Here is an 18180-nt window from a genome sequence, read left to right on the forward strand (position 1 = left end):
GCGCGGGAGCGCCTAGGCGCCGAGGTCAGCTAGCAGCGCCTTGGCGCTGTCCCGCGCGCCAGCGGATGCCGGCGTCGATGAAGTCGTCGATGTCGCCGTCGAGCACCGCCGAGGTGTTTCCCACCTCGTGCTCCGTGCGCAGGTCCTTGACCATCTGGTAGGGGTTCAGGACGTAGGAGCGCATCTGGTCGCCCCACGAGGCCTTGACGTCGCCCGCGAGCGCCTTCTTCTCGGCGTCCTCCTGCTCCTTCTTGAGCAGGAGGAGGCGGGACTGGAGGACGCGCATCGCGGCGGCGCGGTTCTGCAGCTGCGACTTCTCGTTCTGCATCGACACAACGATGCCCGTCGGGATGTGCGTCAGGCGGACTGCGGAGTCCGTCGTGTTGACGGACTGGCCGCCCGGCCCCGAGGAGCGGAAGACGTCCACGCGGATCTCGTTGTCCGGGATCTCGATGTGATCGGTCTGCTCGATGAGCGGGATGACCTCGACGGCCGCAAAGGACGTCTGCCGGCGGCCCTGGTTGTCGAAGGGGCTGATGCGCACGAGGCGGTGGGTCCCGGCCTCGACGGAAAGGGTGCCGAAGGCGAAGGGCGCGTTGACCTCGAAGGTAGCCGACTTGAGGCCGGCCTCCTCGGCGTAGGACGTGTCCATGACCTTGGTCGGGTAGCCATGGCGCTCGGCCCAGCGCAAGTACATGCGCATGAGCATCTCGGCGAAGTCCGCGGCATCCACGCCGCCGGCGCCCGCGCGGATGGTCACGACGGCCTCGCGCTCGTCGTAGTCGCCGTTGAGGAGCGTCACGACCTCGAGCTCCTCGAGGGCCTTCCGGATCGAGTCGAGCTCCCTGGCCGCCTCGGCGAGGGAATCGGCGTCGCCCTCGTCCTGGGCGAGCTCGACGAGCACCTCCAGGTCGTCGATGCGCTCGCCGAGCTTCTCCACGCGCTCGAGCTCCGACTGCCGGTGGGACAGGCGCGAGGTCACCTGCTGCGCGGTGGACGGGTCGTCCCACAGGTCCGGGGCGCCGGCCGCCTCGCTGAGCTCGGCGATCTCCGCGCGCAGAGACTCGACATCCGTCACCTGCTCGATGGATGCGTGGGTGCCGCGGAGCGCGCGGATTTCTGTGGGGAAGTCGATCTCAGCCATATCCATCCAAGATTACGCCATGAGGCGGGACGGCCGTCTTCACCGCACGAGCCGTGCCCGCGCGCTCGCGGTGGCCTGGATCGGGACGCCCTCCGGGAGCACGATGCCCACGAGGGGGACCCGTGCGAACGCGGTGAGGCTCACCGTCGCCGTGCGGCCGTCGGGCGTGCCCGTCGCCGACGCGATGGCAAGTCGCTCGAAGCGCGCACCGGCGCCGTCTCGCTCGAGGTACGTGGAGACCGCGCCCCGCACCCTGTCCTCGGACAGCGCCGCGGCAGGCGGCGCCTCCTCCGAGGCCGTGTCCGCGAGGGTGAAGCTGTCGGCGGCGGCGGCCGCTGCGCCGTCGGCCGCCGAGAGGAGCTTCTTGTGCTCGATGTAGACCGCCGAGACGCCCATGACCGTTGTCGCCACGAGCAGGCACAGCACGGCAAAACCGAGGGTGAGGACGATGATCTGGCCGGACGCGTCGCCGCGTGCGCTCTCCCGCAGGCGGCGGACGACGGCGATGCGCACCCCCCTCATCGGAACCTCCCCACGATCTGGGTCGCCGACGCGTCCACGCGGCCCACGGTGAGCCCGAACCCCTGGCCCGTGGGGCTCAGCGGCAGGGGGACCTCGACGTGGACCCGGGCCGAGACGGCCGCTCCGGCCTGGAGGCAGGGATCGCGGTCGCAGGCGAGCTCGAGGCGGGCCGTGTGGCCGGCGAGGCCGAAGTCGGCCATGGCCACGCGCACCGAGGCCTCTGCGGCGGCGTGGGCCGCTGCCTCGTCCGGGGCCTGCGCGAACGACTTGGCCGCGTGGTCGGCGGCTCCTACGGCGGCGAAGGAGGCGCCCTGGAGCGAGCCGACCGTCAGGACGAAGTAGACGACGGGGACGAGGACCAGGAGCCCGAGCGCGACGAACTCGACGACGGCACTCCCCCGCTCCGCCGCGGGGCCCTCGGCCCTGCGGCAGGCCGCGGCGAGGAGGGCAGCCCGGGCGCGGAAGCGCTCACTGGAGCGGGGCATGTCCTGCGACCTCCATAGCCCCCGAGGGCCCGATGAGCCCGACGACGGGGATGGGCGCGACGACGCGGACCTCGATGCTGCGGATCCCGGCGACCTCGGCCTCGCCGACGCGGACGTCGCCCGCGTAGTCGGGGCCTACAGCGCCGGTAATGAGCTCCCGGGCCCGCTGCTGGGCGTCCTGCGGCGTCCTGTCGGCCAGGGAACCGTACCGTGCGCCCGAGGCGGCCGCGTCGACGAGCACGTTGCGCACGTGCAGCACGAGCGTGAGCTGGATGACCGAGAGCGCGAGGACGGTCATGAGGCCGCCGACCATGACGAAGTCCGCGACGGCGGAGCCACGCTCCGACGGGCGGGCACCGCGGGGTCGGTGGGACTCCACGCCTCTACTTGCTGACCTTGCTCATGGCCTGCTGGAACAGGCCCTCGAGCGCGGGGCCCGCGAGCGCGAGGAGCCCCATGACGAGCACGGCCGACATGAGCGTGATCATGACCCAGCCGGGGACATCCCCGCGCTCGCTCTCCTCGGCCCTGCTCACGGCGCGCGCCGTGAGCAGGGCCGGGAGCATCCCCAGCAGGATGCCCGCCCTGGTAATGGTGTTCATGGCTCCCCTTCCCCCTAGTGGGTGGTTCTCTCTCGTGATGTGGATCGATCAGTCAGAAGCCCAGGGTCACGGCGGCGACGCCCGGGTACACGGCGAAGACGACGGTGAGCGGGAGCACCCCGAAGACGAGCGGCACCATCATGCCGATCTCCTTCTTGCCTGCGGCCTCCATGAGCTCGCGCTTGGCGACGTCCCGGACGTCCTGCGCCTGCGCGCGCAGCACGTCCCCGAGGGGCGTTCCCCGCTCGATCGCGACCACGAGGCCGTCCACGAAGCGGGTGATGGGTGCGAGGTCGATGCGGTCCCCCAGGCCATGCAGGGCCTCGACGAGCGGCGTCCCCGAGCGAGTGTGGGCGAGCACGGTGGCGAATTCCCGCGCGAGCTCGCCGCTCGATGCCTTCGCCGTGCGGTCCAGGGCGCCCGCGGCGGTCTCCCCCGCCCCGACGGCGAGGGCCATCATGTCCGCGATCGAGGGGAACTCGCGCAGGATACGCTGCTGGCGCTTCGCGATGGCCGAGCTGAGGACGTATTCGCGCGCCATGAAGCCCGCGGCCGTCGCCGCGACGACCATGAGGACCGCGAAGACGGCGTTGACCCGCCCGGACAGCGCGCTCACGACGGCGAGGACGGTCGCCACCACGAAGGCGGCGCCAGCCCAGAGCAGCTGCTCGGCCCTGAAGTCCAACGGCGACTTGGCCGACCCCGCCTTGGCCAGGCGGCGAGCGAGCGCGGCGTTGCCGAGGTTGAGCCGCGACAGCGAGCCGACGGCGTCGTGCAGGAGCGGGCGCAGGACCTGCTCGAGCGGGCCGAACGGGGTGAGGCTTGCCGGCTCGTCCCGCAGGAGCCTCGAGCGGCGGTCCACGGACCGCAACTGCGGGGCCACCCGTTCCGTGAACGTCACCCGACGCATCGCCGGGAGGCGGACGAAAGTGATCCAGAGCCCGACGCCGAGCACCGTCCCGGCCAGGACGGCGAGCGCCGTGGTGCCGGTCACCGCAGGACCCGCTCTTCCTGGGGCAGCGCTCCGATGCGCAGCATGAGGCGGTAGCAGAACACGGAGACCACCAGCCCCACGACCAGGACCGCGAGGCCGGTCGGGCTCGCGTAGGCGGCCATCGCCTCGGGCCGTGTGGACATGAGCAGCAGCACGATCCACGGCGCGGCGACGGCGAGGCGGGCGGCGTTGACGGTCCAGGACTGCCGGGCCTCGAGCTCGCGGCGGGTGCGCGCACTCTCCCGCAGGAAGTCGGCGAGCGTGCCGAGGAGCCGGCCGAGGTCCGTTCCGCCGACGTCCCGGGTCAGGCGGAGGGCCTCGACAATGCGGTCTCCGACGGGGTCAGCGAGCCGCTCCTTGAGCCGGTCCAGGGCGACGCCGAAGCTCCCGCCCGAGCGGTAGTCGGCGGCGAAGTCGAGGAAGACGCCGCGCAGCGGCTCCGGGCCCTTGTAGCCGAGCTGCATGAGCGCCTCGGGCAGCGACAGCCCCGCCCGGATGGCTGAGCGGAGGTGGTCGACGACGTCGGGCCACAGCTCGCGCAGGACGGCGGCCCGGCGTGCGGCCTGCCAGCGCACCAGGGTCACGGGGAGCGCGGCGGCGAAGAGCCCGAAGCACAGCCCGACGGGGGCCGCTGCGGTGACGATGTAGAAGAGCAGCGCGGTGAACAGCCCGAGCGCGAGGCTCGATGCGACGAGCCCCGCGGGCGTGACCCGCTGGATGCCCGCCTGCTGGATTTTCCGAACTACCTAGGTCGTGGAGCAGGCTTCTTCGTCGGCCCCGCTGTCCGATGACGGATCCCTCATCGCGACAGGGGTCGGGAGGCAACTTTCCGGTGGATGGCCGGAATGGAACCGAAACGGGTGCAAGCGATGGCCACTGGTGGTCTACTGCATCCGGAAGGCGATTGTGTCGGAGCCGCTCCTCCATTGGAGATCCCCGCCGGCCAACGACATCTCTACTGGGCGGGACACGAAGTCGATCACCCAGTGTTTCTGCGATGCGCGATCCTCGGGGCAGCCCATGGCGCCCACACCGAGGCGGTCCACGACCATCGTGCTGCCGGTGATCGTCACCGGTCCGCTCAAGGGTCCGCAGGGGGTCGTCATCGTCAGGTAGAGGGTTCCGTCTATGGACTCCAGCTCTGCCGTCACCGAACCCGCTCGCACCCACGGGAGATCGGCGCCGCCGCCGGACGTGCTCGCGATGCTGGCGTATCTGCCGCAGTGGGCTGTCGGCAGGAATTGTGCGCACTCGGCGGTTGGCCCTGCTGTCGTGGTCCCCGCACGAGCTTCGCCGGGATCGGCAGCGGGCGTTCCGCACGAACTGAGCAGTCCGCCGAGCACGGCAAGGAGGGTCGCCCAACGCCACCGCTTCGTCACCTTCGCAACCCCCTCGACTCGCTCCGGCGATCAACTCTGCCTGAAGGATAGGTGTCGGTTTCCACCGCGGGTCACTACGGTGCTGTCACGTTCGGGTCACACTCTCATGAACCACGGCTTCCTCCTTCGGGGTTTCCGCTACGAGTCGTGGGCATGGGCAAGGTGGTAGTCGTTGCCCGTCGACGGTCGATGTCGTGCATCTGTGCGAGTTTCGCCTCCGCTGCGGTGAGGCTGGTCTGGAGTCCTTCGACCTCGCCGAGCCAACCGTTTGCCTCGGCTTCCTTGATGCGTTCGCGGAGGTTGGCAGCGATTTTGGTCAGCCGTTCTTTCTGGGCTGGGTCTGGTCGGAGGAGGGAGCAGCGGATGCAGGCGTGCTCGTGCTGGCAGCCGCTGCCGTAGGCGCGGCCGCAGGTCCCGAGCTCGACCTTGCGGGTGACGAAGTGGCGCTCGAACTCGTCCCATTCTTCGGGGGTTGGCTCTCTGTATTCTTCGCTTGGCCTCGCCTGTCGTCGTCTGGCGATGAAGCTGCGGTGCTCGCGGATCACGTGCTGCGGATAGACCGCGGCGTATCCCTGGGTTGTGATGATCGACTTGTGGCCCATCAGCTGCTGGATGATGTGTGGTGGCATTCCGGATGCGAGGGCATCGGTGGCGAAGATCCGTCGGAAGTCATGCGGCGTAAGGTGAATCGGCCGGCCGGAGACCTGGATGTCGGCGCGGCTGAGCAGCCCGTTCAGGAGTTTGCGGATGGCGCCGGGGCTGACGACTCTGGAGATGCCCCCTCTCTGCCTGCCTTGGAACAGGAACGGAAGCGGATCCGACCAGACCTTCTCGTAGGCGTCGTAGCGCTGGACGAGCGGAACGGTCCCGTCGGATCCGCGCACTCTCGAGATCACTTCGGCCAGGACATGGGCCAGCTCGGGGCCGGCGACCAGGAGGCGTTCCTCGTCGGATTTGCTCGGTGCAATGTGGAGCAGCGGCACGACCTCGCCGGTCTGCGGGACGGTGTACGGCTGGAGGGACAGGTGTGTGAGTTCGAGCAGCTCCTCGATGCGGATCCCGGAGTGCCTCAGGATTTCGACAGCAGCCCAGATCCAGAACGCCATGTCTTCCCGGTCGGTCAGGTCATTGGTCTGTCCGGGCCGCCGCACCCGTGTCGGCGAACTGGGAGTAACCTGCACGACCTCCCATTGGTGCCCGTCGAGGGTCACGACGGCGCCGTTTCCGGCGGCTGAAGCCTTCTGGAGCTGGTCGTGGGCCTGTGTGAGTTCGGCTTCCGCGGCCGCGACGAGCTGGGGGAGGATCGGGGCAAGCTGTCTGATCTTGTGGTGCTGCTCCGAGATCCGCCGGCGCCGGTCCTTGGTGCTTCCGGCGGTGTCATGGTCGTAGATGAACTGGGGTGCGACCCATTGGGCCCAATAGGCGTCCTGCTGGGCCCAGAGCGCAATATCGGAGTAGAACGCGGCCACGGTGTTCATCACCTCTCGGTAGCCACGGCGTGGCCTGCCGTCCGAGAGCGTCCTGATCCGTTCTTTCCAGTCCTCGCCCTGTTCTGGCGTCAAGTCGAAGCCGGCGGGTTGGCCATAGTGCTGGACGACGTCCGCCCAGAACAGGGATGCCAGCCGGGACGCGATGCTGTTCAGGCTTGTGTAGTCCAGGGAGGGCTGCCGTGACTTGAGGTATCGGACCAGGACGCTGCGCTGGGGTTCGGCGATGTTGTGCTGGTCCACCAGCTGTTCGCAGGTCCTGCGGCCCGGGCGGTGGACCCGGCCTGGGAAGTTGACGGAGTTGCTCTGCAGCCAGCCGAGTTCGCGCAGGACGTGCCAGACGGAGGCCAGTCGCTTTGACGCCACCGTCCGGCCGTCGTTGTATGCCCGGGACATGGTCACCACATCGTCGGCTGTGATCTGGTGGATTGGCTTGCCTGTCTGGGCGACCAGCTGCCCGCCGCTTGTCAGCACGGCAGCCTGGCTGACGGGCACCAGGCTCAACGTCGCAACCCGGTCCTCGAACAGCTTCCAGGTCTCGGCATCCCGGTCGCGGCCGATCGTCGGCCAGAACTGCAGGCGCCGCCGGTTCATCCAGACATAGGACGGACGCACGAGGTCCAGCGAGATCAGCCAACGAAGCGAACGGTGGTAGTCAGCGGCTTCCCACGGTTCCAAGTTCCGGCGGACCATCGGATAGAGCCAGCTCCGACCGGTCGGCCCGGACTCCTCGATCGCACTCTGCCAGCGCTCCTGCCACGTGGCGCCGTCATGGGCTCCCAAGAAGCCGACCAGCTCCGTGACAGCCGACCTCAACGACGGATCGCGTTCCACGACAGCTGCGACGACCTCCTCAGAGCCTGCCCCAGCGAGCTCACCGAACGGCACCTCAACGGCGTCGACGGGTCCGACCGGGTGCACCTGCGAGGGCGCCCGTCGCCTGGGCACCCGTCGATGAACGGCGGTCGTCATGACGACTGCCCCCACAGGATGTCCAGGTCCTCCTGCGCGTAGCGCAGCGTCTCACCCGGTGTTGCATCCGACGGCGGAGGAGTCAGGACTGCACGGTGTGCGGCAATCACGTCCTCGATCCGCGGAGTCGAATAGACCGTCAGCGTCTCCAGAGAGGCGTGACCGAGGATTTCCTGCACGTGGTGCGGCGCCATCCCTGCATCGAGGGCCCGGATCGCGAACGTGTGCCTGAGGTCATGCAGTGTCCAGTTGCTGCCGAGCGCATCGTTCGCCCTCCGCAGGACCGCGCGGAACGCGTCATAGCCCAGCCGCCGGCGTGGTTCCCGTTCGGTCACCCACAGCTCGTCCTCAGCGCCAGCATGGCCCCGCTCGATCAGGTAGAGCCGCAGCCAGATCAGCGCGTGACCGCCGACGGGCACCTGACGGAGCTCGCCGCCCTTGGTGAGGATCGTGATCAGCGAGTCGCCCCAGTCGATATCGCCTCCCTTGAGGCCCAGGATCTCGCTCGCACGCGCGCCGCTGGTGACGTAGAAGGCGAGCAGTGCGCGGTCGCGGTTGCACCGCAGGCGGCGGAACAACGACTCGAACTTGTCATCGGGGATAGCCCGGGGCACCCGCCGGATGGTCTTCTGCCGGTAGAGCTCGCGCGGCGCTCTCCTATACGGCTCCAGAGGGTTGTGGTGGCCGTTCGAGTGAGGACTCCGCTGCGGAAACGGATTCACCAGGACTGGCCCACCGCCGCGGCGATGGAACTCGTAGAAGCTCCGCCCTGCGGTCAGGACCCCGTTGATCGCCGAGGCTGAATACTTCGAGCCCAGATTGGGCTTGCCGGTAACGCCGTTGATGCCGGGACGACCTCCGGGCAGCCGCTTCGCTCCGACGAACTTGTCGGCACTTCGCATCCACAGCACGAACTCCTGGGTGTCGCGATCGCGCGCCTCCAACCAAGGCCGCCCAATACTCCAGAGGAACCGCAGATAGATCAACAGGCTGTTCGCGTAGGTCCGGACCGTCAGCTGCGAACGGTCGCACGCGATCAGATTGCGAAACCACTCAGTGGCCGGAAGGAATTCGTCGTCGAGCGCGTCCAGAATTCGATAGCCCGGCACACCCGCGATCGGCACCACCTTGCCGAGTTCGGCAACCGACACTGACTCGCCCCGCTGGTGCGCTGGTTCGCTGTCTCCCGCGTCCATGGCATCAAGATCGCACCGGTGGGGAAGCAAAAGAGACAGCGACACGAAGCAATTTCGGCTTGATAGTTCGGTTAGTTTATCTGAGCGCATGGAGCCGCCCCAGACGCTTGGTCCGGACGGTGCGGACGGGCAGGGGCCAGAAGGACCACCAGACGAGGAAGAGCCCGATCCCTCCGGCCAGGCCCAGCGCGGCGGCCATCAGGCGGCCTCGAGGAGCAGGGACACGTCGATCCCGGCGCGGGCGAACTTCTCGACTGCGGGCAGCCCGGTGGCCCCGGGCCGCAGGACGCCGTCGGGCTCAAGGGAGAACACGGTCGAGGTCTCGATGATCCCGTTTTCGACACGCTGGCCCACGGCGAGGATCTCGCTGACCTGGCGGCGGCCGTTGGGCTGGCGCGTGCAGTGCACGACGAGGTCGATGCAGGCGGCGACGGTCGGCACGACGAATGAGGAGGAGATGTTCGCCCCGGCCAGCAACGGCAGGGTGCAGAGCTTGGTGATCGCGTCCTGCGCCGAGTTCGCGTGAATCGTGCACATTCCGGGAAGCCCGCTGTTGAGGGCAATGAGCATGTCGAGGCTTTCCGCCTCCCGGACCTCGCCGACGACGAGCCGGTCCGGCCGCATGCGCAGCGCCTCCTTGACGAGGCGGCGGAGCGGGATCTCGCCCGTGCCCTCGAGATTCGGCTGGCGGCACTGCAGGCCGACGACGTCGCGCAGCGGGAACTGGAGCTCGAAGATCTCCTCGACCGTCACGACGCGCTCCCGCGAGCCGATCGACGCGCCCAGGCAGTTGAGCATGGTCGTCTTGCCGGCCTGGGTGGCGCCCGAGACGAGGACGTTGAGCCCGCCGGCGACGGCCGCGCCCAGGAAGCGCGCCGCCTGCGGCGTGAGGGAACCCAGGTCCACGAGGTGCTCGAGCCGGCTGGCCTTGACCACGAACTTGCGGATGTTCACGGCCCGATAAACTAACCGAACTATCAAGCCGAAATTGCTTCGTGTCGCTGTCTCTTTTGCTTCCCCACCGGTGCGATCTTGATGCCATGGACGCGGGAGACAGCGAACCAGCGCACCAGCGGGGCGAGTCAGTGTCGGTTGCCGAACTCGGCAAGGTGGTGCCGATCGCGGGTGTGCCGGGCTATCGAATTCTGGACGCGCTCGACGACGAATTCCTTCCGGCCACTGAGTGGTTTCGCAATCTGATCGCGTGCGACCGTTCGCAGCTGACGGTCCGGACCTACGCGAACAGCCTGTTGATCTATCTGCGGTTCCTCTGGAGTATTGGGCGGCCTTGGTTGGAGGCGCGCGATCGCGACACCCAGGAGTTCGTGCTGTGGATGCGAAGTGCCGACAAGTTCGTCGGAGCGAAGCGGCTGCCCGGAGGTCGTCCCGGCATCAACGGCGTTACCGGCAAGCCCAATCTGGGCTCGAAGTATTCAGCCTCGGCGATCAACGGGGTCCTGACCGCAGGGCGGAGCTTCTACGAGTTCCATCGCCGCGGCGGTGGGCCAGTCCTGGTGAATCCGTTTCCGCAGCGGAGTCCTCACTCGAACGGCCACCACAACCCTCTGGAGCCGTATAGGAGAGCGCCGCGCGAGCTCTACCGGCAGAAGACCATCCGGCGGGTGCCCCGGGCTATCCCCGATGACAAGTTCGAGTCGTTGTTCCGCCGCCTGCGGTGCAACCGCGACCGCGCACTGCTCGCCTTCTACGTCACCAGCGGCGCGCGTGCGAGCGAGATCCTGGGCCTCAAGGGAGGCGATATCGACTGGGGCGACTCGCTGATCACGATCCTCACCAAGGGCGGCGAGCTCCGTCAGGTGCCCGTCGGCGGTCACGCGCTGATCTGGCTGCGGCTCTACCTGATCGAGCGGGGCCATGCTGGCGCTGAGGACGAGCTGTGGGTGACCGAACGGGAACCACGCCGGCGGCTGGGCTATGACGCGTTCCGCGCGGTCCTGCGGAGGGCGAACGATGCGCTCGGCAGCAACTGGACACTGCATGACCTCAGGCACACGTTCGCGATCCGGGCCCTCGATGCAGGGATGGCGCCGCACCACGTGCAGGAAATCCTCGGTCACGCCTCTCTGGAGACGCTGACGGTCTATTCGACTCCGCGGATCGAGGACGTGATTGCCGCACACCGTGCAGTCCTGACTCCTCCGCCGTCGGATGCAACACCGGGTGAGACGCTGCGCTACGCGCAGGAGGACCTGGACATCCTGTGGGGGCAGTCGTCATGACGACCGCCGTTCATCGACGGGTGCCCAGGCGACGGGCGCCCTCGCAGGTGCACCCGGTCGGACCCGTCGACGCCGTTGAGGTGCCGTTCGGTGAGCTCGCTGGGGCAGGCTCTGAGGAGGTCGTCGCAGCTGTCGTGGAACGCGATCCGTCGTTGAGGTCGGCTGTCACGGAGCTGGTCGGCTTCTTGGGAGCCCATGACGGCGCCACGTGGCAGGAGCGCTGGCAGAGTGCGATCGAGGAGTCCGGGCCGACCGGTCGGAGCTGGCTCTATCCGATGGTCCGCCGGAACTTGGAACCGTGGGAAGCCGCTGACTACCACCGTTCGCTTCGTTGGCTGATCTCGCTGGACCTCGTGCGTCCGTCCTATGTCTGGATGAACCGGCGGCGCCTGCAGTTCTGGCCGACGATCGGCCGCGACCGGGATGCCGAGACCTGGAAGCTGTTCGAGGACCGGGTTGCGACGTTGAGCCTGGTGCCCGTCAGCCAGGCTGCCGTGCTGACAAGCGGCGGGCAGCTGGTCGCCCAGACAGGCAAGCCAATCCACCAGATCACAGCCGACGATGTGGTGACCATGTCCCGGGCATACAACGACGGCCGGACGGTGGCGTCAAAGCGACTGGCCTCCGTCTGGCACGTCCTGCGCGAACTCGGCTGGCTGCAGAGCAACTCCGTCAACTTCCCAGGCCGGGTCCACCGCCCGGGCCGCAGGACCTGCGAACAGCTGGTGGACCAGCACAACATCGCCGAACCCCAGCGCAGCGTCCTGGTCCGATACCTCAAGTCACGGCAGCCCTCCCTGGACTACACAAGCCTGAACAGCATCGCGTCCCGGCTGGCATCCCTGTTCTGGGCGGACGTCGTCCAGCACTATGGCCAACCCGCCGGCTTCGACTTGACGCCAGAACAGGGCGAGGACTGGAAAGAACGGATCAGGACGCTCTCGGACGGCAGGCCACGCCGTGGCTACCGAGAGGTGATGAACACCGTGGCCGCGTTCTACTCCGATATTGCGCTCTGGGCCCAGCAGGACGCCTATTGGGCCCAATGGGTCGCACCCCAGTTCATCTACGACCATGACACCGCCGGAAGCACCAAGGACCGGCGCCGGCGGATCTCGGAGCAGCACCACAAGATCAGACAGCTTGCCCCGATCCTCCCCCAGCTCGTCGCGGCCGCGGAAGCCGAACTCACACAGGCCCACGACCAGCTCCAGAAGGCTTCAGCCGCCGGAAACGGCGCCGTCGTGACCCTCGACGGGCACCAATGGGAGGTCGTGCAGGTTACTCCCAGTTCGCCGACACGGGTGCGGCGGCCCGGACAGACCAATGACCTGACCGACCGGGAAGACATGGCGTTCTGGATCTGGGCTGCTGTCGAAATCCTGAGGCACTCCGGGATCCGCATCGAGGAGCTGCTCGAACTCACACACCTGTCCCTCCAGCCGTACACCGTCCCGCAGACCGGCGAGGTCGTGCCGCTGCTCCACATTGCACCGAGCAAATCCGACGAGGAACGCCTCCTGGTCGCCGGCCCCGAGCTGGCCCATGTCCTGGCCGAAGTGATCTCGAGAGTGCGCGGATCCGACGGGACCGTTCCGCTCGTCCAGCGCTACGACGCCTACGAGAAGGTCTGGTCGGATCCGCTTCCGTTCCTGTTCCAAGGCAGGCAGAGAGGGGGCATCTCCAGAGTCGTCAGCCCCGGCGCCATCCGCAAACTCCTGAACGGGCTGCTCAGCCGCGCCGACATCCAGGTCTCCGGCCGGCCGATTCACCTTACGCCGCATGACTTCCGACGGATCTTCGCCACCGATGCCCTCGCATCCGGAATGCCACCACACATCATCCAGCAGCTGATGGGCCACAAGTCGATCATCACAACCCAGGGATACGCCGCGGTCTATCCGCAGCACGTGATCCGCGAGCACCGCAGCTTCATCGCCAGACGACGACAGGCGAGGCCAAGCGAAGAATACAGAGAGCCAACCCCCGAAGAATGGGACGAGTTCGAGCGCCACTTCGTCACCCGCAAGGTCGAGCTCGGGACCTGCGGCCGCGCCTACGGCAGCGGCTGCCAGCACGAGCACGCCTGCATCCGCTGCTCCCTCCTCCGACCAGACCCAGCCCAGAAAGAACGGCTGACCAAAATCGCTGCCAACCTCCGCGAACGCATCAAGGAAGCCGAGGCAAACGGTTGGCTCGGCGAGGTCGAAGGACTCCAGACCAGCCTCACCGCAGCGGAGGCGAAACTCGCACAGATGCACGACATCGACCGTCGACGGGCAACGACTACCACCTTGCCCATGCCCACGACTCGTAGCGGAAACCCCGAAGGAGGAAGCCGTGGTTCATGAGAGTGTGACCCGAACGTGACAGCACCGTAGTGACCCGCGGTGGAAACCGACACCTATCCTTCAGGCAGAGTTGATCGCCGGAGCGAGTCGAGGGGGTTGCGAAGGTGACGAAGCGGTGGCGTTGGGCGACCCTCCTTGCCGTGCTCGGCGGACTGCTCAGTTCGTGCGGAACGCCCGCTGCCGATCCCGGCGAAGCTCGTGCGGGGACCACGACAGCAGGGCCAACCGCCGAGTGCGCACAATTCCTGCCGACAGCCCACTGCGGCAGATACGCCAGCATCGCGAGCACGTCCGGCGGCGGCGCCGATCTCCCGTGGGTGCGAGCGGGTTCGGTGACGGCAGAGCTGGAGTCCATAGACGGAACCCTCTACCTGACGATGACGACCCCCTGCGGACCCTTGAGCGGACCGGTGACGATCACCGGCAGCACGATGGTCGTGGACCGCCTCGGTGTGGGCGCCATGGGCTGCCCCGAGGATCGCGCATCGCAGAAACACTGGGTGATCGACTTCGTGTCCCGCCCAGTAGAGATGTCGTTGGCCGGCGGGGATCTCCAATGGAGGAGCGGCTCCGACACAATCGCCTTCCGGATGCAGTAGACCACCAGTGGCCATCGCTTGCACCCGTTTCGGTTCCATTCCGGCCATCCACCGGAAAGTTGCCTCCCGACCCCTGTCGCGATGAGGGATCCGTCATCGGACAGCGGGGCCGACGAAGAAGCCTGCTCCACGACCTAGGTAGTTCGGAAAAAGTGCCGGCGCGTCACGTCGGGGATGACGACGTGCAGGCGCGAACCGTCCGGCAGGGCGGCGTCCACGAAAGGGCTCGAAAGGTCGAGCCGGCGGCCCGAAGACTTGAGCATGCGCTCCACGAGGTCGCGCACCTGCTGCTCGGTGAGCGTCACGCCGGTGAGCTCGGACTCGCCGTTGCGGGCCACGAAGACCTCGTGCGGCGCGTTGAGCCAGATCTCCTCGATCGTGGGATCGTCGAGGAACGGCTGGAGCGGACCGAAGCCGGCTACAGCGTCGAAGACGCTCCTGCGGGCGGCGTCGAGGGCGCCGAGGGGCGGGACGGCACCGAGGAGCGCGCGCTCGTCGTAATCGAGGATGGCGGCCTCGACGAGGCGCTTGACCTCCACGGACTGCCCCAGCGGGTCGATCCCACGGAGCCTGATGAGCTCGCGGACCTCCCCCTCGACAATGCGCAGTGCCTCCACAGTCCCCCCCTGACGGAATCGCGGCGTCGGACCCTGGCCCCGACAGCACTGGCAAGACTAACGGATTCAGTAAACTCCCGCGTCAGCTTTGTTCATGCTGTGGATAACTCCGTCACGAGACCGGCATGAGGCCACGATGCGGCTGGGGTACTTCAGGAGCACCTGTCGAGGCAGCCAGCGATCGGGACGGCGGCGCTCGGAATAGACATGTGCCCATGTCTGGCCGGGGCGCCGCCGTCCGACCCCGTCTAGAGGGCGGTGTCTAGAGGGTGGCCGCGAACTCCTTGAGCCACGGGCGGAGCTCGTCGCGGAGGTCCTCGCGCTCGACGGCGAGGGTGACCACGGCCTTGAGGTAGCTGGCCTTGTCGCCCGTGTCGTAGCGGCGGCCGCGGAAGACGACGGCGTGGACGCCGCCGCCCTCGCCCTCGGTCCCGGCGAGGGCCTCGAGGGCGTCCGTGAGCTGGATCTCGCCCCCGCGGCCGGGAGCCGTGCGCTCGAGCACGTCGAAGACCGCGGGGTGGAGCACGTAGCGGCCGATCACCGCGAGGTTCGACGGCGCGTCCTCGGGCGCGGGCTTCTCGACGAGGCCGCGGACGCGGACGAAGTCCTCGCCCTCGACCGCCTCGACGTCGGCGCAGCCGTAGGCGGAGATCTGGGCCGGATCGACCTCCATGAGCGCGATGACTGACCCACCGACGGCCTGCTGGGTGCGGATCATCTCGGTGAGCAGCTCATCGCGTGCGTCGATGAGGTCGTCGCCGAGCAGGACTGCGAAGGGCTCGTTCCCGACGTGCCGCTTGGCGCACAGCACGGCATGCCCGAGGCCCTTCGGATCGCTCTGGCGGACGTAGTGGATGTCGCCGAGGTGGTTGGACTCCTGGACGGCGGCGAGGCGCCGCTCGTCGCCCTTGGCCTTGAGCACGGACTCGAGGTGGGGAACCCTGTCGAAATGGTCTTCGAGGGCCCGCTTGCTGCGGCCGGTGATCATGAGGACGTTGTCGAGCCCCGCCTTGGCCGCCTCTGCGACGACGTACTGGATGGCGGGCTCGTCCACGACCGGGAGCATTTCCTTCGGCATGGCCTTCGTGGCGGGCAGAAAACGGGTGCCGAGGCCTGCGGCGGGAATGACGGCCTTCGTGATTCGTGCAGTCTGTGGCATGGACCTAGCCTACGGGCAAGGGCCTTCGCGACAATGAAGCGCTAGGGCTAGGGGGACGCCCTTCGCAATTTTCGCACTATCTCACCCGGTGTCCCGGCGACGAATTCGACTAGACAAGACGCAGCTATGTTCCCTCTGCGGTAGCCGGAGAGAAGGGCTCCCACGGACTTACGCCACGTGTGCCGGGAGGAGAATGCGGCCTCAACGTCCGAGAATTCGTTGGTTCGCCTTGGAAGTCGCTGAGCCAGCGTATCGACCATCGTCTGCCGCCAGCCATAGGAGAGTTTCCGGCTCGCTTCAAGCATCTGCCCGAAACCGTGGCCTCCCTCGAAGCGATCAGCAATCCTGCGGACATGCTGGAGGCTTCGGTACAGATTCACGCCCCTACCGACTTCTCCGAGCACATTGCTGCCGTGCTGAACATAGTCCTGAACGACCTCGTCGAGTACCAAGGCCCCCCCGCTCGACGCTGCACAGACGGCCAGCCAGTGATCATGGACTTCGGTGACGGTAGGCAATCGTGGGAAAGGAAGAGCGAGTTCGAGGAGCTCCCTGCGGAAGATGGTCTGCCCTCCCGTCACCTGATTCTGCGCGATGAGATCGGACAGCGGCACGTTGCGCCTTGCTGTCGTAGGAGCGTACGTATTCCCCGTCTCAGCATCGACGACCCTCGCCTGCCCGCAGACCAAGGCATAATCGTCCAGATAGGGCAGCATCAGTGAAAGCTTTTCAGGATACCAGAAGTCATCCTGATCCGAGAGGGCAACCCAGGCGGGAGAGTCCGATATCTCCGACAGCACCCGCTCGAAATTTCCGTAGAACCCAAGCCTGTCCTCATGACCCACAATAATGAAGCGTGGATCTGAAATCTCGGCGTCCAGAAACTTTCTCAGCGGCTCCGGATTGCCATCGACCGAAATCAGGCACTGGAAATTCTTGTGCGTCTGGTTCTTTATCGAAAGAAGCTGCGATCGGAAAAGCGAGAGGTTTGGCTGGTATGCGGCCATCGCAACCACACCAAAGGCTTCCGAGTATCGAGATCGGTTCTCATCGATTCCAGGTGCGCTCACCTCTCGATTGCCTCCCATTTCTATCGACCTCTGATTGCTCTAGGCATTAATGCGCAATTTCGAAGAACGGATCTTGCGGAAGTACTGCCGGACGACATTCAGCTGATAAAGTGCGACCATAACTTCGCCAGTGGCCGCGCCCCAGGCCACTCCGGGCGCACCCAGTATTCGGCCGAGTACAACCATGACCACGACAGTCAGAGCGGCCCCGATTGCGGTGGATGTGGCAAGCTCCCGTCCCTTTCCGATAGGGATGAGGCAGGCCAAGCCGATGATCTGAGCAACGAGAACGCTGCAGAAAATCATACCAAAAGGCAAGGTCAGACTGATATCGATCGCGAGGTGACCGGCGGAAAGCAATTGAGCGGCGAGAGGCATGAAAGCTGTAAGCCCAATTCCGCCGACGACTCCGAAGACCGGCGCCAGGACGGCGGCCCGACGTACCCTGCTGTCCTGCCTTGACGCTCCGCCGGCCGGAATCCACCCCTGAATGAGCTGCAAGACAGGGCCGAAGGCGGCAATCCCATATCGGAGCAGCTTGTCGGCCAGGGCATAGATCGGAAGCGATGCGGGCGCTATGAGGGTAACAGCAATGAGCGGACCGTTGCTGTTGATGGTTCCGGTTCCTGCTGCTACCACCCCATGCCATTGATCTCTCAGTCTTCGCATGGCGGGAACAAGCGAGAAATCGAGTGGAAGCGATGAGCTAGGCAGGAGCCGCCCGATGAAAGTCACGCTTCCGGTGACGGCAATAAGATTGAACAACAGCTGGAACGCGACATAGGTCCAGACTTCGTGGGATACAAAGGTCGAAACTGTTCCTGCGACGGTGCCGAGTCCCTGCGGGAGGACATCGAGAATAAACAGCCTCCAAGGCTTAGACTCGCCTACAAAATACCAAGACGCTCCGACAAATGGCAGGAGGTATGCAATGGTAGCGATCACCGTTGGCAGCAGATCGAGATTCGTGATTGCCGTTGAAACAGCTACAGCTGGCACCACTGCGAAAAGAAACAGGTACGAACGGCTGGTAAATGAATTGATGTACATTAATGGGCGTTCGCGTTCGGCGGTGCCTGCTGTCGTCGCCGCACCCACCGTTCCCCAGCCGAACCCGACAAAGATCCCAACCACTGCCGCGGTCGACATGACGACGGCCAGTTGTCCCCATACCTCTGCGCCGAGATTCACAATGACGAAAGGAATCGCGATGAGGTTTACGGCCGTAGAGAATACGAGGGAAGCGCTGAATCCTCCTAGTCGGCCTAAGAGCGCACTTGGCCCAGTCTTCCTCATCGTTGCTTCTCCTGAGTCACGTGCCATTGAATCACACAACCATTGAATGCGGCCTGCTCGCTTCTGT

At 66.6% G+C, this 18180-nt stretch carries 15 protein-coding genes and 3 pseudogenes; 3 read left to right on the top strand and 15 right to left on the bottom strand.

Features of this window, described 5'->3' with window-relative positions; genetic code table 11:
- Nucleotides 1-25: 25 nt before the first annotated feature.
- The 11 genes and pseudogenes from prfB to ACUYMY_RS11730 form a co-directional block, all read right to left on the bottom strand.
- Entirely contained in the window at nucleotides 26-1144 is a 1119-nt protein-coding gene (gene prfB / locus ACUYMY_RS11680) for a peptide chain release factor 2 (RefSeq protein WP_481703720.1), read from the bottom strand.
- A 39-nt stretch (nucleotides 1145-1183) separates the two neighbouring features.
- Nucleotides 1184-1666: a pilus assembly protein TadG-related protein gene (locus ACUYMY_RS11685; protein WP_481703721.1), complete on the bottom strand. Its 483-nt coding sequence runs from the start codon at nucleotides 1664-1666 to the stop codon at nucleotides 1184-1186.
- A complete protein-coding gene (locus ACUYMY_RS11690) occupies nucleotides 1663-2151 on the bottom strand; it encodes a hypothetical protein (RefSeq protein ID WP_481703722.1) in 489 nt (162 codons plus the stop codon). The genes ACUYMY_RS11685 and ACUYMY_RS11690 overlap by 4 nt, the downstream gene beginning before the upstream one ends.
- Entirely contained in the window at nucleotides 2135-2530 is a 396-nt protein-coding gene (locus ACUYMY_RS11695; RefSeq protein ID WP_481703723.1) for a TadE/TadG family type IV pilus assembly protein, read from the bottom strand. Before ACUYMY_RS11695 ends, ACUYMY_RS11690 begins: the two co-directional genes overlap by 17 nt.
- Nucleotides 2531-2534: 4 nt before the next feature.
- Nucleotides 2535-2717 carry a hypothetical protein gene (locus ACUYMY_RS11700; protein WP_481705049.1) on the bottom strand — a complete coding sequence of 61 codons (183 nt, stop codon included), beginning with the start codon at nucleotides 2715-2717 and terminating at the stop codon, nucleotides 2535-2537.
- A gap of 88 nt (nucleotides 2718-2805) precedes the next feature.
- Nucleotides 2806-3747 carry a type II secretion system F family protein gene (locus ACUYMY_RS11705; RefSeq protein WP_481703724.1) on the bottom strand — a complete coding sequence of 314 codons (942 nt, stop codon included), beginning with the start codon at nucleotides 3745-3747 and terminating at the stop codon, nucleotides 2806-2808.
- A pseudogene (locus tag ACUYMY_RS11710) lies at nucleotides 3744-4481 on the bottom strand (type II secretion system F family protein); the annotation flags it as partial. The pseudogene ACUYMY_RS11710 and the gene ACUYMY_RS11705, both read right to left, overlap by 4 nt.
- Before the next feature lie 150 nt (nucleotides 4482-4631).
- Complete coding sequence (locus ACUYMY_RS11715) at nucleotides 4632-4898, bottom strand: META domain-containing protein (protein WP_481703725.1); 267 nt, start codon at nucleotides 4896-4898, stop codon at nucleotides 4632-4634.
- Between the two features lie 332 nt (nucleotides 4899-5230).
- Nucleotides 5231-7447 carry a tyrosine-type recombinase/integrase gene (locus ACUYMY_RS11720; protein ID WP_481703726.1) on the bottom strand — a complete coding sequence of 739 codons (2217 nt, stop codon included), beginning with the start codon at nucleotides 7445-7447 and terminating at the stop codon, nucleotides 5231-5233.
- 134 nt (nucleotides 7448-7581) lie between these two features.
- Nucleotides 7582-8781, bottom strand: a complete 1200-nt coding sequence (locus tag ACUYMY_RS11725) for a tyrosine-type recombinase/integrase (protein WP_481703727.1) — start codon at nucleotides 8779-8781, stop codon at nucleotides 7582-7584.
- Between the two features lie 198 nt (nucleotides 8782-8979).
- Nucleotides 8980-9738 (bottom strand): annotated as a pseudogene (locus ACUYMY_RS11730) (TadA family conjugal transfer-associated ATPase); the annotation flags it as partial.
- 83 nt (nucleotides 9739-9821) lie between these two features.
- Between ACUYMY_RS11730 and ACUYMY_RS11735 the strand changes: the two are divergent.
- The 3 genes from ACUYMY_RS11735 (at nucleotide 9822) to ACUYMY_RS11745 (ending at nucleotide 13971) form a co-directional block, all read left to right on the top strand.
- Nucleotides 9822-11021, top strand: a complete 1200-nt coding sequence (locus ACUYMY_RS11735) for a tyrosine-type recombinase/integrase (protein WP_481703727.1) — start codon at nucleotides 9822-9824, stop codon at nucleotides 11019-11021.
- A gap of 134 nt (nucleotides 11022-11155) precedes the next feature.
- Nucleotides 11156-13372 (top strand): tyrosine-type recombinase/integrase, encoded by a 2217-nt coding sequence (locus ACUYMY_RS11740; RefSeq protein WP_481703726.1) that lies wholly within the window; start codon nucleotides 11156-11158, stop codon nucleotides 13370-13372.
- A 332-nt stretch (nucleotides 13373-13704) separates the two neighbouring features.
- Entirely contained in the window at nucleotides 13705-13971 is a 267-nt protein-coding gene (locus tag ACUYMY_RS11745) for an META domain-containing protein (RefSeq protein ID WP_481703725.1), read from the top strand.
- A gap of 149 nt (nucleotides 13972-14120) precedes the next feature.
- On the opposite strand, the pseudogene ACUYMY_RS11750 reads toward ACUYMY_RS11745, so the two are convergent.
- The 4 genes and pseudogenes from ACUYMY_RS11750 to ACUYMY_RS11765 all read right to left on the bottom strand — a co-directional run.
- A pseudogene (locus ACUYMY_RS11750) lies at nucleotides 14121-14588 on the bottom strand (CpaF family protein); the annotation flags it as partial.
- 262 nt (nucleotides 14589-14850) lie between these two features.
- Nucleotides 14851-15747: a UTP--glucose-1-phosphate uridylyltransferase GalU gene (gene galU, locus ACUYMY_RS11755; RefSeq protein WP_481703728.1), complete on the bottom strand. Its 897-nt coding sequence runs from the start codon at nucleotides 15745-15747 to the stop codon at nucleotides 14851-14853.
- Nucleotides 15748-15794: 47 nt separating this feature from the next.
- Nucleotides 15795-16754: a glycosyltransferase gene (locus ACUYMY_RS11760; RefSeq protein ID WP_481703729.1), complete on the bottom strand. Its 960-nt coding sequence runs from the start codon at nucleotides 16752-16754 to the stop codon at nucleotides 15795-15797.
- A gap of 102 nt (nucleotides 16755-16856) precedes the next feature.
- Nucleotides 16857-18113, bottom strand: coding sequence for a lipopolysaccharide biosynthesis protein (locus ACUYMY_RS11765; RefSeq protein ID WP_481703730.1), 1257 nt, complete (start codon nucleotides 18111-18113; stop codon nucleotides 16857-16859).
- Nucleotides 18114-18180: the final 67 nt, after the last annotated feature.

This window comes from Sinomonas sp. T428B (genome assembly GCF_056780155.1).